We start from the raw sequence: 14,217 nt of genomic DNA, 5'->3' as shown, positions 1-14,217 counted from the left end.
CCTTCAGCGGCCGGCTCGACTTTGAGCTTGAAGGACGCACGGAGGAGGGATATTGTTTGTCGTTAACGGTAGGCGACTAGGCTCCATCGAGGCGCGACGTCGCGTTCGAAGTTGGTTTCAAATTCCCGATTGGCGTAACCCGTCTGCATACCCACCCGCATCTGCCAGTGGTGACAGATGGGCGTGGGAGTTTCTGCGCCGAAATGAAAAGTTCATCAAGCAGCAGGCCGATATCTGTAACCGCTTGGCGCAGGTTCCTCACAAGCAACGCCTTGCCTCTCATCCCGACTTCGAAGCGCATTCGAAATTCCTTATGGATTGGGGCATTGACTATTGGTACCCGCCGTCTTGGGTGTGGGGCTGGCCGACAACTCTTGACGATGGGACCCAACAATTCATCAACATGGAATTTGACGCACCATGCGGATTCGTCAGTGGCCCCGTAGACTCGTCACGTTACTTTGACCGACCGTTGCGCGACACTGAGTACAGAGTGATTTTCGATGCCTCCATGCCGATCTCTCGTCAGCTAGAGCAAGTGAAATCCGTGCTGGAATTCCAGCAATCTAGGCTCCCGGCTGCGCGGAAAGCCGCTAGACCTCGATGGAGTTTGTTGCCTCGATATCTGCGTGCATTCGACGGGTTTCGGGCAATGAAAGACCTTGGGTTATCCGAGGCACTGGCACTGAACGAATTGGCAGATCAGTTCATGAGCGAAAAGTTGGACGTGGATGACATCGACTATGTCCAAGATGCAAGAAACGCGCTCGACGCAGCTCGCCGATATATAGAACACGATTATCGAGTGCTGCCAATTATGACAGGGGCGCCGGTGTCAAGGTAGAAACATCGACCCTATAGATATAGCTACCCCAAACCTGACGTTTGCGCTGCCGTGGAAATGACGACACTACTCTCGTGCCGTGCAGTCCCGCGCGGTTCCATTTCACCGGAGCGCAAATGGAAATACAAAACCCGCACCCTTCCCTCACCGCAAATCGAGTTGTTCGCCTGCGTCCACTTACCGAACGCATCGGATTAAGCAAAAGCGAGATTTATCGGCAAATTCAGGCGGGGACGTTTCCTCGGCCCATTCCGCTTGGCGTGCGGGCTGTTGGCTGGCTCGAACGGGACATCGAGGCATGGCTCGCCGCACGTGCGAATCGGAGCCAGACACAATGACGACCAACACATCAAACGTGCGCGCAGCGGCACGCGAAGAGAACAAGAGAGCCGACGCTGCTTTTTACGAAAGTGAGCTAGAGCGTGGCGCGAGCTGACGCTCGATCCAGTCGGAATTGAAGCCCTTCTCGTTCAAGATCGTTGAGACAAGACCACGGAACCCGTGTCCGGTCATGCGACTGCGATAGCCCATCCGGTATAGCGCGTACAGGATCGTGTTCTCGCTCATCTGCTGCAACGGTCTGCGGCTGTTCGGGAACAGCCAGCGCCGGTGGCCCGTAAGCGCGCGCAGGTCGGAAAGCAGAGCGATCGTCTGCTCGGCGAGCGGCACGATATGCACGCGGCGCATCTTCATCTTCTCGGCCGGAATGCGCCATTCTCGGCGCTCCAAGTCGATCTCCGTCCACTCGGCCTGCCGCAGTTCGATAGTGCGAACGAACGTCAATGCCAGGAATCGCAGAGCGAGCCGAGTCTCGGGCTCGCCTTCATAGGTAACGATCGAGCGAAGCAGCTCCGGCAGCTCGCTTTCGCCAACTCGCGCCATATGCTTGACGGGGACCGCCTTCAACGCGCCTCGCAGATCCGGCGACGGATCTCGCTCGGCACGGCTTGTCGCGACGGCATAGCGAAACACTTGGCCGCATGTCTGCAACGTCTTGCGCGCGGTTTCGAACGCCTCTCGCCCTTCAATCCGTCGAATGACCGCGAGAAATCCGGTGCACCGATCGACGAAATCGGACGCTGACCGATCAACGGAAACACCTCCCGATCAAGCTGCTTCTTGACTCGGCTCGCGTGCGAAGCGCTCCATGTCGCTTGCTGCGCCTCGTACCACTCCAGCGCGACGGCCTCGAAGGTGTTCTGTGCGGCAATTGCGCGAGTCTGCTTCTCGACGTCGCGCTCGAACGCAGGGTTCTTCCCTTCCGCTAACAGCCGCTTCGCTTCGTCACGCCTCGACCGAGCGTCAGCGAGCGACGTCGCGGGATAGTCGCCGAACGTCAGAGGTTTTCTTTGCCATTGAACCGGTATTTGAGCCGCCATTTCTTCGAGCCACTGGAGCGCAGATCGAGATACAGGCCGCCGCCGTCGAAGAGTTTGTTTCCCCTGGCCTCATCGAATCTAGCGTTGCGGCACTTGGCGTCGGTAAGAGGTTTGGTTTTCATTGTTCGCCGGGGGTACGGCATACCCCCAAATCCGGGAAGTCATACCCCGAATCTTACCCCCAAATTTCCGGGATGCCCCGGTTCCACTCGGCACTTCCAGAAACAAAAAACCCGCGTCAGCGCTAGGCTGGACGCGGGTTTTGGGACTTCCCGGTACTGCGTGATACTAGTGTTTGGTGCCGGCTGCAGGACTCGAACCCGCCACCTGATGATTACAAATCAACTGCTCTACCAGATGAGCTAAGCCGGCGTAAGCGCGAGATTCTACCTCATTTCACGATCTTGAGGCGAGGTCTGCTGCCGCCTTTCGAGCCGTCGCCGTCGGTTTTCGGCGGTTCGTCGGCGCCTTCGGACGGCTCCTCGTTCGCGCCGTCATCGGCGACAGGCGTCAACACGGCAGGCGCCCCGTCACGCGACGCATCTCCCGCCTGCTCTGCATCGTCTTCGAACGCACCCGAATCCGCGCCCTCGCCCGCGACCGCATCGACCTGGAACGCCATTCCCTGCCCGTTCTCCCGCGCGTAGATCGCGAGCACGTTCGCCACCGGAATCTCGATCTTGTGCGCCTTCCCGGAGAACCGGGCCGTGAACTCGATCCACTCGTTACCCATCTGCAGCTGGCTTGTCGCCTCGAAGCTGATGTTGAGCACGATCTCGCCGTCACGCACGAACTGACGCGGCACGCGCGTCGAGTTGTCGACCCTCACCGCGATATGCGGCGTGTAACCGTTATCGGTGCACCACTCGTACAGCGCGCGGAGCAGATAAGGCTTCGTTGAAATCTCTTGCATCACGATCCTCGAACCCGGAGCGGGCACGCGGCACGCCGCGCTGCCCGCTCCGTCATGCACTCATTGCACCATCAACGACGCATGACCTTTTCGGACGGCGTCAGCGCTTCGATATACGCCGGACGGCTGAAGATCCGCTCGGCGTACTTCATCAGCGGCGCAGCGTTCTTCGACAGTTCGATGCCGTAGTGATCGAGACGCCACAGCAGCGGCGCGATCGCGACGTCGAGCATCGAGAACTCCTCGCCGAGCATGTACTTGTTCTTCACGAAGATCGGCGCGAGCTGCGTCAGGCGATCGCGGATCGCGAGGCGCGCCTTCTCGTGGTTCTTCTCGGCGGCCTTGCCCTTCTCGTTCTCCAGCGTGCTGACGTGAACGAACAGCTCCTTCTCGAAGTTGAGCAGGAAAAGGCGAGCACGCGCGCGCTGCACCGGATCGGCCGGCATCAGCTGCGGATGCGGGAAGCGCTCGTCGATGTATTCGTTGATGATGTTCGATTCGTACAGGATCAGGTCGCGTTCGACCAGGATCGGCACCTGCCCGTACGGGTTCATCACCGAGATGTCTTCCGGCTTGTTGAACAGGTCGACGTCGCGGATCTCGAAGTCCATGCCCTTCTCGAACAGCACCAGCCGGCAACGCTGGGAGAACGGGCAAGTTGTGCCGGAATACAGAACCATCATATTTGCGTTTCCTCAAAAAAGCCGAGGGCCGGCACGCGGCGCAACCCCTTCACGGGTTCCGCCTTGCGCCGGCCCCACGCCGGTCAGGCGTGTTTACTTGATATCTTTCCAGTACGCGGCATTGAGCCGCCAGGACAGGAAAGTCAGGAGACCGAGAAAGACCAGCACCCACACGCCGAGGCGTTTGCGGGTCTGCTGGGCCGGCTCGGACATCCATGTCATATAGGCCACCAAGTCGGCCACCGCAGCATCGTAGTCGGGCGACGACAACGTGCCCGGCGTGACCTGCTGGAAGCCGACGAGCGTGTGGACCTTCTCGCCCGTCTCCTCGTCCGTCTTGTCTTCGAATTTGGCAGTGCGCTGCCCCTGCAGTTGCCACAATACGTGGGGCATGCCGACGTTCTCGAACACCGCGTTGTTCCAGCCGGTCGGCCGCGTATCGTCGCGGTAGAAGCTCCGCAGATACGTGTACAGCCAGTCGCGGCCGCGCGCCCGCTCCTCGACCGACAGGTCGGGCGGCGTGGTGCCGAGCCAGTTCTTCGCGTCTTCAGGCCGCATCGCGACGGTCATCGTGTTCCCGACCTTGTCGGTCGTGAACAGGAGATTCTTTTCGATCTCCTTCTGGGATATGCCCAGATCCGTCAGACGGTTGTAGCGCATCAGGTTCGCGCTGTGGCAGTTCAGGCAATAGTTTACAAACAATTGCGCGCCGCGCTGAAGCGAAACGAGATTTTGCGTGTTATCGGGCGCCCGGTCGAGCGGAAAATTACCTTCCGCGTGCGCGGCCGGCGCCGCCAGCAGCGCGACGGCCGTCGCCCCGATCAGCACGAGCGTCGAAAGCAGTTTCTTCATGTCGTTCTCTCCTCGCTCACGTTAATGGGGCTTGAAGCGCACCCGTTCCGGCGGCTGCTTGAACGTACCAAGCGGCGTCCAGACCGGCATGCCGAGGAAGAACGCGAAGTAGATCAGCGCACAGCCCTGGGCGATCAGCGTCGCGGCCGGCGAGGGCGGCCGCGTGCCGAGGAACGCGAGGGTCAGGAACGCCGCGACGAAGATCCCGAGAAACACCTTGTGGAACAGCGGCCGGTAGCGGATCGACTTCACCGGGCTGCGGTCGAGCCACGGCAGGAAGAACAGCGTGATCACCGCCGAACCCATCACGACCACGCCCCAGAACTTCGATTCCGTCAGGAACATGAACACGACGATCGCCGCGGCCAGCACCGGCAGGCCGACCTTCCACTTGCCGCGCGCGCGCACCAGCGCGAGCACGCCGAGCAGCGCGATCACGATCATCAGCACGATCTTGAACGGATCGGTGGTCGCCCGCAGCATCGCGTAGAACGCAGTGAAATACCACACCGGCGCGATTTCCGGCGGCGTCTGCAGCGGGTTCGCCGGCACGAAGTTGTTCGACTCGAGGAAGTAGCCGCCCATCTCCGGCGCGAAGAACACGATCACCGCGAACACCATCAGGAACACGCAGACGCCGAAGAAATCGTGCACCGAGTAATACGGATGGAACGGGATGCCGTCGAGCGGAATGCCGTTCGCGTCCTTCTTCGCCTTGATCTCGATCCCGTCCGGGTTGTTCGACCCCACTTCGTGCAACGCGACCAGGTGCGCGACGACGAGGCCCACCAGCACGAGCGGAATCGCGATCACGTGGAACGCGAAGAAGCGGTTCAGCGTGACGTCGGACACGACGTAGTCGCCGCGGATCCACAACGACAGGTCCGGACCGACGAACGGGATCGCCGAGAACAGGTTCACGATCACCTGCGCGCCCCAGAACGACATCTGGCCCCACGGCAGCAGGTAGCCGAAGAACGCTTCGGCCATCAGGCACAGGAAGATCGCGCAACCGAAGATCCACACGAGCTCGCGCGGTTTGCGGTACGACCCGTACATCAGCCCGCGGAACATGTGCAGGTACACGACGACGAAGAACATCGACGCGCCGGTCGAGTGCATGTAGCGGATCAGCCAGCCCCACGGCACCTCGCGCATGATGTACTCGACGGACGCGAACGCGAGCAGCGAGTCGGGCTTGTAGTTCATCGTCAGGAAGATGCCCGTGACGATCTGGTTGACGAGCACCAGCAGCGCGAGGGAGCCGAAGAAGTACCAGAAGTTGAAGTTCTTCGGCGCGTAGTACTCGGAAACGTGCTTCTTCCAGGTGGACGTGAGCGGAAAGCGCTGGTCGATCCAGCCGGTGACACCTGTCGTGGAGACTTCTTTGTTCTCGACTGCCATCACGCTTCTCCTTTCTCGTCCTTGCCGATCACGAGGGTCGTCGCCGACGTGAACATGTAGGGCGGGATGTCGAGATTCTGAGGCGCCGGCTTGTTCTTGAACACGCGGCCGGCGAGGTCGTAGGTCGAACCGTGGCACGGGCACAGGAAACCGCCCGGCCAGTCGTCCGGCAGGTTCGGCTGCGGACCCGGCGTGAAACGTTGGCTAGGCGTGCAGCCGAGGTGCGTACACACGGCCATCACGACGAGAATGTTCTTGCGATCGGCCCGCGCGCGATATTCGTTCGCGCAATACGCGGGCAACGGCATCGAATACGGGGATTTCGTGGTCGGATCGGCCACTTCCTTGTCGGCCTTGACGACGTCGGCCAGCATGTCGTCGGTGCGGTTCAGGATCCAGACCGGCTTGCCGCGCCACGGCACGGTGACCATTTCGCCGGGCTTCAGCCCGCTGATGTCGACCTCGACCGGTGCGCCAGCCGCTTTCGCTTTCGCGGACGGCGCGAGCGACGCCGCGAAAGGTATGACGGTGGCTACGCCTCCCACGCCACCTGCTACGGATGTCGCAATCAGCCAGGTACGGCGGCCGCTGTCGACGCGTTTCTCTTCCTTGTCTCGCATCACACGCCCCACTTCTGAGTTGGATTTTCCGTCACGACTTTCCATTCCGCCGCTAGTTTGCTCGAATGGAGCCGTCATTTACAAGGCCCGGAGATGAAAATCCCTTCGAAGTAATTGATAGTTAAGGGTTTTCCCCCACTATCGGAGCGATTGAATCATTTGTCTTTTAAGCGTTTGCTACATTGAGAAATTTCGATGCGCCGCCGCAAATCCGGCAATCAGACCGGATTATGAATATCGATAAAAAGGTGCTCGATATCGAATTCTTCGGACAAGTGACGGCCGAGCGCCTGGATTCCGTAACGTTCGGTCGCATGGTGCCCTGCCGCAACGAACGCGACACCGCTCTCGGCTGACGCGTGCGTGACGGATTCCGACACCTCGCCGGTCAAGAACACGTCGGCGCCGGCATCGATCGCCGCGTCGAAATAGCTCTGCGCGGCGCCGGTGCACCACGCGATGCGGCGCAGCTGCATGTCCGGATCGCCGAGCACGAGCGGCGTGCGGCCAAGGGTGTTCTCGACCTTCGCGACGAAGTGCTCGAGCGTGACGGGCATCGGCAGCGTGGCCATCCAGCCGAGGTCGCCTTCGCCGAACCGCTGTTCGCCGATCAGACCGAGCTTCCCGCCGAGCTGTGCGTTGTTGCCGAGCTCGGGATGCGCATCGAGCGGCAAGTGGAACGCGAACAGGTTGAGGTCGTTCGCGAGCAGCAGCTTCAGGCGCTGATACTTGCGACCGGTGATCTGCGGCGCCTCGTTGCGCCAGAAGTAGCCGTGATGGACGAGCACCGCATCCGCCCCCCATTCGAGCGCGGCTTCGAGCAGTGCGACCGACGCCGTCACGCCGGTGGCGATCTTCTCGATCTTGCGGCGCCCCTCGACCTGCAGGCCGTTCGGGCAATAGTCCTTGAAGCGCGCGGTTTCAAGGGTATTGTTCAAGTACAATTCGAGTTCGATCCGATCCATATAAACCTCTAATCCATTCAGATGCTTAGACGCTTCTGGCTGTTCTTCGCGCAGGCGGTGACCGTACTGCTCGCGCTGATGTTCATCGTCGTGACGCTCAAGCCGCAATGGCTGCAACGGCAAGGACAGCTCGGCAAGCAGCTCGCCACGCCGATCGTCGCGCTGCGCGAAGTCGCGCCGGGCATTGGCGGGGCACCGGCAACCACGTCGTACGCCGAAGCCGCGCAAAAGGCGATGCCCGCCGTCGTCAACGTCTTCTCCAGCAAGGACGGCTCGCTGCCGCCCGATCCGCGCGCGAAGGATCCGCTGTTCCGCTATTTCTTCGGCGACCGCAACGCCCGCAAGCAGCGGGACGAACCGGCCGCCAACCTCGGCTCCGGCGTTATCGTGAGCGCGGAAGGTTACATTCTAACGAACCAGCACGTGGTCGACGGCGCCGACCAGATCGAAGTCGCGCTCGCCGACGGCCGCACGGCCACCGCGAAGGTGATCGGCATCGATCCGGAAACCGACCTCGCGGTGCTGAAGATCAACATGACGAACCTGCCGACGATCACGCTCGGCCGTTCGGACCAGTCGCGCGTCGGCGACGTCGTGCTCGCGATCGGCAACCCGTTCGGCGTCGGCCAGACGGTCACGATGGGGATCATCAGCGCGCTCGGCCGCAATCATCTCGGCATCAACACGTTCGAGAACTTCATCCAGACCGACGCGCCGATCAATCCCGGCAACTCGGGCGGCGCGCTGGTCGACGTGAACGGCAACCTGCTCGGCATCAACACGGCGATCTACTCGCGCTCGGGCGGCTCGCTCGGCATTGGCTTCGCGATCCCCGTGTCGACCGCGCGCACCGTGCTCGAAAGCATCATCACGACGGGCTCGGTCACGCGCGGCTGGATCGGCGTCGAGCCGCAGGACGTCACGCCGGAGATCGCCGAGTCGTTCGGGCTCCAGCAGAAGTCGGGCGCGATCGTCGCCGGCGTGCTGCAGGGCGGCCCGGCCGACAAGGCCGGGATCAAGCCGGGCGACATCCTGGTCAGCGTGAACGGCGACGAAATCACCGACACGACGAAGCTGCTGAACACCGTCGCGCAGATCAAGCCCGGCACGCCGACCAAGGTGCACGTCGTGCGCAAGGGCAAGGAGTTCGACGTAAACGTCGTGATCGGCAAGCGCCCGCCGCCGCCGAAGCAAACGCTCGACGAGCAGGACAGCGACGCCGAATGACGCCGGGCGGCACGCGCGTCTGCGCCGCTCGCCGCCACCGCAAAGCAAAAGGGCAGCTCGATCTCGGGCTGCCCTTTTGCTTTGTATCGATGCTGCTGCACGGCGCAGCTGCGTTTCGCGTCACCGCCCGCGCGTTGCGCTCACATGCCCCACGCCAACGTCATGAAGCGGCTGCAACTCGGCCACAAGTTGGCAAGCGCGATGGCGGCGCCGATACCGGCCACCGTGCACCGCGCTCGTCAACTTGCGGCGCCATTGTTCTCGGCCTCGGGCTCTTCGGCGGCCTTCGGCACGAAGAATCGCGCGGCCAGCAGCCCGATTTCGAACAGCACGACGAGCGGCAGCGCGAGCATCAGCTGCGAGAATACGTCGGGCGGCGTGACGACCGCCGCGACGACGAACGCGCCGACGATCACGTACGGCCGCATCTCCTTCAACTTCTGCAGCGACAGCACGCCCATCCGGACGAGCAGCACGACGACGATCGGCACCTCGAACGTGACCCCGAACGCGATGAACATCCCGAGCACGAAGCTCAGGTAATTGTCGATATCGGTCGACATCTCCGCGCCGAGCGGCGCGTTGTAGTGCGCCATCACGCGGAAGATGGTCGGGAACACGAGGAAGTACGCGAACGCCATCCCGCACAGGAACAGGAAGTAGCTGCTGCCGACGAGCGGCGCGACGAGCTTCTTCTCGTGCTGATACAGCCCCGGCGCGACGAACGCCCAGATCTGGTACAGCACGATCGGCAGCGCGATCACGAGCGCGACGAGCATCGTGACCTTCATCGGCACGAAGAACGAGCCGGTGACGTCGGTGACGATCATCCTGCCGCCCTTCGGCAGGTTTTCCATCAGCGGCCGCGCGAGCAGCCGGAAGATGTCGGGCGCCCAGTACACGAGCCCGAGGAACACGACGATCACGGCCAGCCCCGCGCGAATGATGCGATCGCGAAGCTCGACGAGATGGGAAATGAAGGTTTCTTCCGGGGCGTCGCCCGGATTCTGCTGGGGGTCGCTCACACCGGCCCTCGGTAGGATTGACGAGCGAGCATGCGCTCGATTCAGAAGAAGCGCGTCGGCCGGCGCAAGCTGGCCGGCTGGTGGCGCGCGACACGCGCGGCGCCCGACTGCACGTGCGTGCGGCGGGTCGTCGCGCGCTTGTACCAGACAGGCGTCGCCGCCTGCTTGACCCGCCAGTTGCGACGCTTGCGCGCGAGTGCGGCCGGGTTGCCGCCGTGCCACGACGGCGCCGCAGGCGTGTCGCTGCCGTACGAGGCGGCATCGACCGAGCCTTCGTTGAGACCGCCGACCGCGGAATTCCACGTGTCGTTCAGTTCCTTCTCGTGCTCGCGCAGGTTGTCGTGAATCGTCGTCTCGACATTGCGCGCGGCCGCTTCGAAATCGGTCTTCATCGTCCGCAGCGCGTCGAGTTCGATTTCGCGCGAGACCTCGGCCTTCACGTCGTTGATGTACCGCTGCGCGCGGCCGAACAGTGCGCCTGCCGTGCGCGCGACGCGCGGCAGGCGCTCGGGGCCGAGCACCACGAGCGCGACGACGCCGATCAGCGCCATCTTCGAAAGACCGAGATCCAGCATCGCGAATGCCTGTCAGCGTGCCGGCGTTACGCCTTGTTCGAGTCGGAACGCGTCGTTCCCTTCGCGTTGACGTCGACCGTGCCCGAACGCGGCAATTGCTGCGCGTCTGCCGGCGTGTCGCCTTCCTTCATGCCGTCCTTGAAACCCTTCACTGCGCTGCCGAGGTCGTTGCCGATGTTGCGCAGCTTCTTCGTACCGAAAACCAGCGCCACGATCAGCAGCACGATCAGCCAGTGCCAAATGCTCAATCCACCCATGATGAAACCTCTCCTCAACCACGCCGCGTCGCGGCGCAAATCGCCGGCGGCACGCCGGCTTCGACTATCGATGCGGGGAAACGCCCCGCTGCGTCAACCCATTCGCTGCCACGGGCGCGGGCCGGCCAGGATGTGCGCGTGCAGGTGGTAGACCTCCTGCCCGCCGCCGGGGCCCGTGTTGATCACCGTGCGAAAACCGGTTTCGCCGCCCGTGTACGCGACGCCCAACTGGTCGGCCAGGCGCGCGACGAGCAGCATCAGCCGGCCGAGCATCGGCGCATCGGCGTCGGTGGCCGCCGACAGCGTCGGCAGGTGCCGGCGCGGAATCACGAGCACGTGCGTCTCGGCCGCCGGGCGGATGTCGCGGAACGCGACGAATTCGTCGTCCTCATGCACTTTCGTGCTGGGAATCTCGCCCGCCGCGATCTTGCAGAACAGGCAATTCGGATCGTGACTCATGTTGCTCCTGCGAAACGCCCTCGCGCGGTCAGAACCAGGCCTGCGGATCGAGCGTCTTGTTGTCGTTCAGGTACAGCCAACCCTTGATGATACGGTACAGCGTCCAAATCCACGTGACAAACATGATCGCGAATCCCACCACCACGAACATCAGCGCGAAGCCGATCACGTATGCGATCAGCGCACGCCAGAACGTGCGGATCTGCCACTCGAAATGGTCGGCGTACGGCGTGCCGGCCACGTCGCCGCGCTTCACGTAGTTGATGATGATCGCGATGATGCCGGTGACGCCGCCCGTCAGCCAATGAATCGCATAGAGGCCATACAGCACGTGCGTCAGCGTGCGCAGACCGTTCAACCGCTCGGCGTCTGCTGCGCCCGGCACTGACGGCGTCGGAAACTGGCTCGGCGTATCGGTCATGATGCTACCCCCGTTGGATGACAATTCTTACAGCTTACCGCACTGTTGCCACCGCGGCGTGCCGATGCCCGTCACCCGCCGTTTTCCTCGCGCTCGCGACGCTTGCGCAGCGCCTTTTCCTCGATCCCCGACAACCCTTCGCGGCGCTCGAGCTCGGCGATCACGTCGGCGGGGCTCAGGTCGAAATGCGACAGCATCACGAGGCAGTGGAACCACAGATCGGCGACTTCGCCGACCAGCGCCGTCGGCGCGCCGCCCTGGCGCACGTCCTTCGCAGCCAGCACGACCTCGGTCGCCTCTTCGCCGATCTTCTTCAGCACCGCATCGTCGCCCTTGTGGAACAGGCGCGATACGTACGATTGCTCGGGGTCGCCGCCCTTGCGGCTATCGATCACGGCCGCGAGCCGCAGCAGCGTGTCTTCGGTCGATTGCGTCATTTGTAGATGTGTTCGGGGTCTTTCAGCACGGGATCGACAGCGACCCAGTCGCCGCTGTCCACGTTGCCTTCGAATTTCTGGAAGAAGCACGAATGCCGGCCGGTGTGGCACGCGATGCCCGACACCTGCTCGACCTTCAGCAGCACGACGTCCTCGTCGCAGTCGAGCCGCACCTCATGCACGTGCTGCACGTGGCCGGACTCCTCGCCCTTGAACCACAGGCGCTTGCGCGAGCGTGAGTAATAGACCGCGCGCTGCGTCTCGATCGTCTTCGCGAGCGCCTCGCGGTTCATCCACGCGAACATCAGCACGTCGTTCGTCGACGCTTCCTGCGCGATCACCGGCACGAGGCCGTTGTCGTCCCAGCGGACCTTGTCGAGCCACGCAGGCAGGGATTTCGTTTCGGTATTCATCACAGCCTCACCGCGATGCCCTGGTCGGACATGAAGCGCTTCGCCTCGCCGACCGTGTGCTCGCCGTAGTGGAAGATGCTCGCGGCCAGCACGGCGTCGGCGCGGCCGTCCTTGATGCCGTCGGCGAGATCCTGCAGCGAGCCGACGCCGCCCGATGCGATCACCGGCACCGGCACCGCATCCGACACGCCGCGCGTGAGCGCGAGGTCGAAGCCCGATTTCGTGCCGTCGCGATCCATGCTCGTGAGCAGGATCTCGCCCGCGCCGAGCTCGGCCATCTTGCGCGCCCATTCGATCGCGTCGAGGCCCGTGCCCTTGCGGCCGCCGTGCGTGAACACTTCCCAGCGCGGCGGTTCGCCGTCGGCGGACACGCGTTTCGCGTCGATCGCGACGACGATGCACTGCGAGCCGTACTTGTCCGCCGCGTCGCGCACGAGCTGCGGATTCGCGACCGCCGACGAGTTCATGCTGACCTTGTCCGCGCCCGCGTTCAGCAGGCGCCGCACGTCCTCGACGGCGCGCACGCCGCCACCGACGGTCAGAGGAATGAAGACCTGCGACGCGACGGCTTCGATGATCGGCAGGATCAGGTCGCGCTGGTCGGACGTCGCGGTAATGTCGAGGAACGTCAGTTCGTCCGCGCCCTGGTCGTCGTAGCGGCGAGCGATTTCGACGGGATCGCCGGCATCGCGCAGTTCGACGAAGTTGACGCCCTTGACGACACGCCCGGCGGTCACGTCCAGGCAAGGGATGATGCGTTTAGCTAGAGCCATGATGTTGCGCCATAGGCCGCGGTGGGACGGCCGGTTGCGAACGCCTCGCGCGAGGCGTCCGGTCGGGGCCGCCCGTGGGCAGCCCCGGCGAAGAGGACGCCGCCGCGCTCAGGCGTTGTCGAGTTCGCCGTTCAGTTCGTCCGCGCGCTTTTGCGCGGCCGCGAAATCGAGATCGCCGGAGTAGATCGCACGGCCGCAGATCACGCCTTCGACGCCGTGCTCTTCCACTTCGCACAGGTGCTCGATGTCGGTGAGATTCGACAGGCCGCCGCTTGCGATCACCGGGATGCCGACTGCCTGCGCGAGCTTCACGGTCGCGTCGATGTTGATGCCCTGCAGCATCCCGTCGCGGCCGATGTCCGTGTACACGATCGATTCGACGCCGTAGTCCTCGAACTTGCGCGCGAGATCGATCACTTCGTGGCCGGTCAGCTTGCTCCAGCCGTCGGTCGCGACCTTGCCGTCCTTCGCGTCCAGCCCGACGATGATGTTGCCGGAGAACGCGGTGCATGCGTCCTGCAGGAAGCCCGGATTCTTGACGGCAGCGGTGCCGATGATCACGTAGGACAGGCCGGCGTCGAGATACTTCTCGATCGTCTCGAGGCTGCGGATGCCGCCGCCGAGCTGCACGGGGATTTCGTCGCCGACTTCGTCGAGGATCGCTTCGATCGCGTCGAGATTCTTCGGCTTGCCGGCGAACGCGCCGTTCAGGTCGACCAGATGCAGCCGCCGGGCGCCGAGATCCACCCACTTGCGGGCCATCGCCGCCGGGTCCTCGGAGAAAATCGTGGCCTGGTCCATATCGCCCTGTTTGAGGCGCACACACTGACCGTCTTTGAGATCGATGGCCGGAATCAGCAACATAGCAATCGGGTGTCGTCGTGGAAAATGAAAAGAATCAGGCGCGTACCGGCCAAACCGGTGCCGCGCCGTCTCGCTAGTTTAGTACAACTCTTTCGGCGCTTAAGCT

Annotated in this window: 19 protein-coding genes, 1 tRNA gene and 1 pseudogene; 3 read left to right on the top strand and 18 right to left on the bottom strand. The window is 63.1% G+C overall.

Annotated features, from left to right (window positions below; genetic code table 11):
- The first annotated feature begins 52 nt into the window (after positions 1 to 52).
- Together BSE24067_RS08565 and BSE24067_RS08560 are read left to right on the top strand one after the other, a co-directional pair.
- Positions 53 to 844 carry a transcriptional regulator domain-containing protein gene (locus BSE24067_RS08565; RefSeq protein ID WP_151064215.1) on the top strand — a complete coding sequence of 264 codons (792 nt, stop codon included), beginning with the start codon at positions 53 to 55 and terminating at the stop codon, positions 842 to 844.
- A gap of 116 nt (positions 845 to 960) precedes the next feature.
- Positions 961 to 1,182, top strand: a complete 222-nt coding sequence (locus BSE24067_RS08560) for a helix-turn-helix transcriptional regulator (protein WP_109342969.1) — start codon at positions 961 to 963, stop codon at positions 1,180 to 1,182.
- Positions 1,183 to 1,246: 64 nt separating this feature from the next.
- On the opposite strand, the gene BSE24067_RS08555 is transcribed toward BSE24067_RS08560, so the two are convergent.
- The 9 genes and pseudogenes from BSE24067_RS08555 to BSE24067_RS08515 all read right to left on the bottom strand — a co-directional run bounded on the left by BSE24067_RS08555 (position 1,247) and on the right by BSE24067_RS08515 (position 7,660).
- Positions 1,247 to 1,726, bottom strand: coding sequence for a tyrosine-type recombinase/integrase (locus BSE24067_RS08555; RefSeq protein WP_420883512.1), 480 nt, complete (start codon positions 1,724 to 1,726; stop codon positions 1,247 to 1,249).
- 84 nt (positions 1,727 to 1,810) lie between these two features.
- A pseudogene (locus BSE24067_RS32420) lies at positions 1,811 to 2,345 on the bottom strand (tyrosine-type recombinase/integrase); the annotation flags it as partial.
- A gap of 174 nt (positions 2,346 to 2,519) precedes the next feature.
- Positions 2,520 to 2,595 (bottom strand) — tRNA-Thr (locus BSE24067_RS08545).
- 19 nt (positions 2,596 to 2,614) lie between these two features.
- The gene (locus tag BSE24067_RS08540; RefSeq protein WP_151064216.1) at positions 2,615 to 3,136 is read right to left on the bottom strand and encodes a ClpXP protease specificity-enhancing factor; all 522 of its coding nucleotides are present in this window, start codon (positions 3,134 to 3,136) and stop codon (positions 2,615 to 2,617) included.
- Positions 3,137 to 3,207: 71 nt separating this feature from the next.
- The gene (locus BSE24067_RS08535; protein WP_006400565.1) at positions 3,208 to 3,819 is read right to left on the bottom strand and encodes a glutathione S-transferase N-terminal domain-containing protein; all 612 of its coding nucleotides are present in this window, start codon (positions 3,817 to 3,819) and stop codon (positions 3,208 to 3,210) included.
- A 93-nt stretch (positions 3,820 to 3,912) separates the two neighbouring features.
- Positions 3,913 to 4,671, bottom strand: coding sequence for a cytochrome c1 (locus BSE24067_RS08530; RefSeq protein ID WP_151064217.1), 759 nt, complete (start codon positions 4,669 to 4,671; stop codon positions 3,913 to 3,915).
- A gap of 21 nt (positions 4,672 to 4,692) precedes the next feature.
- A complete protein-coding gene (locus BSE24067_RS08525) occupies positions 4,693 to 6,075 on the bottom strand; it encodes a cytochrome b (RefSeq protein WP_151064218.1) in 1,383 nt (460 codons plus the stop codon).
- Positions 6,075 to 6,695 (bottom strand): ubiquinol-cytochrome c reductase iron-sulfur subunit, encoded by a 621-nt coding sequence (petA, locus tag BSE24067_RS08520; RefSeq protein WP_040143147.1) that lies wholly within the window; start codon positions 6,693 to 6,695, stop codon positions 6,075 to 6,077. Before petA ends, BSE24067_RS08525 begins: the two co-directional genes overlap by 1 nt.
- A gap of 218 nt (positions 6,696 to 6,913) precedes the next feature.
- Complete coding sequence (locus BSE24067_RS08515; RefSeq protein ID WP_151064219.1) at positions 6,914 to 7,660, bottom strand: Nif3-like dinuclear metal center hexameric protein; 747 nt, start codon at positions 7,658 to 7,660, stop codon at positions 6,914 to 6,916.
- A 21-nt stretch (positions 7,661 to 7,681) separates the two neighbouring features.
- On the opposite strand from BSE24067_RS08515, the gene BSE24067_RS08510 reads away from it, so the two are divergent.
- The gene (locus BSE24067_RS08510) at positions 7,682 to 8,887 is read left to right on the top strand and encodes a Do family serine endopeptidase (protein WP_151064220.1); all 1,206 of its coding nucleotides are present in this window, start codon (positions 7,682 to 7,684) and stop codon (positions 8,885 to 8,887) included.
- Positions 8,888 to 9,126: 239 nt separating this feature from the next.
- On the opposite strand, the gene tatC is transcribed toward BSE24067_RS08510, so the two are convergent.
- From tatC to hisA, 9 genes are all read right to left on the bottom strand, one after another.
- Positions 9,127 to 9,912 carry a twin-arginine translocase subunit TatC gene (gene tatC, locus BSE24067_RS08505; protein WP_151064221.1) on the bottom strand — a complete coding sequence of 262 codons (786 nt, stop codon included), beginning with the start codon at positions 9,910 to 9,912 and terminating at the stop codon, positions 9,127 to 9,129.
- A gap of 41 nt (positions 9,913 to 9,953) precedes the next feature.
- Positions 9,954 to 10,487 (bottom strand): Sec-independent protein translocase protein TatB, encoded by a 534-nt coding sequence (tatB, locus tag BSE24067_RS08500; protein WP_151064222.1) that lies wholly within the window; start codon positions 10,485 to 10,487, stop codon positions 9,954 to 9,956.
- Positions 10,488 to 10,513: 26 nt separating this feature from the next.
- Positions 10,514 to 10,744, bottom strand: a complete 231-nt coding sequence (gene tatA, locus BSE24067_RS08495) for a Sec-independent protein translocase subunit TatA (protein ID WP_151064223.1) — start codon at positions 10,742 to 10,744, stop codon at positions 10,514 to 10,516.
- A gap of 93 nt (positions 10,745 to 10,837) precedes the next feature.
- Positions 10,838 to 11,203, bottom strand: coding sequence for a histidine triad nucleotide-binding protein (locus BSE24067_RS08490; RefSeq protein WP_096504263.1), 366 nt, complete (start codon positions 11,201 to 11,203; stop codon positions 10,838 to 10,840).
- Positions 11,204 to 11,231: 28 nt separating this feature from the next.
- A complete protein-coding gene (locus tag BSE24067_RS08485; protein WP_040143134.1) occupies positions 11,232 to 11,624 on the bottom strand; it encodes a DUF4870 family protein in 393 nt (130 codons plus the stop codon).
- A gap of 71 nt (positions 11,625 to 11,695) precedes the next feature.
- Complete coding sequence (locus tag BSE24067_RS08480; RefSeq protein WP_044845953.1) at positions 11,696 to 12,061, bottom strand: phosphoribosyl-ATP diphosphatase; 366 nt, start codon at positions 12,059 to 12,061, stop codon at positions 11,696 to 11,698.
- Positions 12,058 to 12,474 (bottom strand): phosphoribosyl-AMP cyclohydrolase, encoded by a 417-nt coding sequence (hisI, locus tag BSE24067_RS08475; protein WP_048251404.1) that lies wholly within the window; start codon positions 12,472 to 12,474, stop codon positions 12,058 to 12,060. The genes BSE24067_RS08480 and hisI overlap by 4 nt, the downstream gene beginning before the upstream one ends.
- A complete protein-coding gene (gene hisF, locus BSE24067_RS08470) occupies positions 12,474 to 13,247 on the bottom strand; it encodes an imidazole glycerol phosphate synthase subunit HisF (protein WP_151064224.1) in 774 nt (257 codons plus the stop codon). Before hisF ends, hisI begins: the two co-directional genes overlap by 1 nt.
- A 108-nt stretch (positions 13,248 to 13,355) precedes the next feature.
- Positions 13,356 to 14,111, bottom strand: coding sequence for a 1-(5-phosphoribosyl)-5-[(5-phosphoribosylamino)methylideneamino]imidazole-4-carboxamide isomerase (hisA, locus tag BSE24067_RS08465; protein ID WP_151064225.1), 756 nt, complete (start codon positions 14,109 to 14,111; stop codon positions 13,356 to 13,358).
- Between the last annotated feature and the right edge of the window lie 106 nt (positions 14,112 to 14,217).

Source organism: Burkholderia latens, from assembly GCF_902499045.1.
Taxonomy (GTDB): domain Bacteria; phylum Pseudomonadota; class Gammaproteobacteria; order Burkholderiales; family Burkholderiaceae; genus Burkholderia; species Burkholderia latens.
Note: the sequence above shows the minus strand (reverse complement) of the source record. Positions and strands in the feature narration are given on the sequence as shown.

What these genes read in the sequence shown, in the direction of transcription:
- BSE24067_RS08560 (WP_109342969.1), top strand. Translation starts at nt 961, where the DNA reads ATGGAAATACAAAACCCGCACCCTTCCCTCACCGCAAATCGAGTTGTT.
- BSE24067_RS08555 (WP_420883512.1), bottom strand. Translation starts at nt 1,726, where the DNA reads ATGGCGCGAGTTGGCGAAAGCGAGCTGCCGGAGCTGCTTCGCTCGATC.
- BSE24067_RS08540 (WP_151064216.1), bottom strand. Translation starts at nt 3,136, where the DNA reads ATGCAAGAGATTTCAACGAAGCCTTATCTGCTCCGCGCGCTGTACGAG.
- BSE24067_RS08535 (WP_006400565.1), bottom strand. Translation starts at nt 3,819, where the DNA reads ATGATGGTTCTGTATTCCGGCACAACTTGCCCGTTCTCCCAGCGTTGC.
- BSE24067_RS08530 (WP_151064217.1), bottom strand. Translation starts at nt 4,671, where the DNA reads ATGAAGAAACTGCTTTCGACGCTCGTGCTGATCGGGGCGACGGCCGTC.
- BSE24067_RS08525 (WP_151064218.1), bottom strand. Translation starts at nt 6,075, where the DNA reads ATGGCAGTCGAGAACAAAGAAGTCTCCACGACAGGTGTCACCGGCTGG.
- petA (WP_040143147.1), bottom strand. Translation starts at nt 6,695, where the DNA reads ATGCGAGACAAGGAAGAGAAACGCGTCGACAGCGGCCGCCGTACCTGG.
- BSE24067_RS08515 (WP_151064219.1), bottom strand. Translation starts at nt 7,660, where the DNA reads ATGGATCGGATCGAACTCGAATTGTACTTGAACAATACCCTTGAAACC.
- BSE24067_RS08510 (WP_151064220.1), top strand. Translation starts at nt 7,682, where the DNA reads ATGCTTAGACGCTTCTGGCTGTTCTTCGCGCAGGCGGTGACCGTACTG.
- tatB (WP_151064222.1), bottom strand. Translation starts at nt 10,487, where the DNA reads ATGCTGGATCTCGGTCTTTCGAAGATGGCGCTGATCGGCGTCGTCGCG.
- tatA (WP_151064223.1), bottom strand. Translation starts at nt 10,744, where the DNA reads ATGGGTGGATTGAGCATTTGGCACTGGCTGATCGTGCTGCTGATCGTG.
- BSE24067_RS08490 (WP_096504263.1), bottom strand. Translation starts at nt 11,203, where the DNA reads ATGAGTCACGATCCGAATTGCCTGTTCTGCAAGATCGCGGCGGGCGAG.
- BSE24067_RS08485 (WP_040143134.1), bottom strand. Translation starts at nt 11,624, where the DNA reads ATGACCGATACGCCGAGCCAGTTTCCGACGCCGTCAGTGCCGGGCGCA.
- BSE24067_RS08480 (WP_044845953.1), bottom strand. Translation starts at nt 12,061, where the DNA reads ATGACGCAATCGACCGAAGACACGCTGCTGCGGCTCGCGGCCGTGATC.
- hisI (WP_048251404.1), bottom strand. Translation starts at nt 12,474, where the DNA reads ATGAATACCGAAACGAAATCCCTGCCTGCGTGGCTCGACAAGGTCCGC.
- hisF (WP_151064224.1), bottom strand. Translation starts at nt 13,247, where the DNA reads ATGGCTCTAGCTAAACGCATCATCCCTTGCCTGGACGTGACCGCCGGG.
- hisA (WP_151064225.1), bottom strand. Translation starts at nt 14,111, where the DNA reads ATGTTGCTGATTCCGGCCATCGATCTCAAAGACGGTCAGTGTGTGCGC.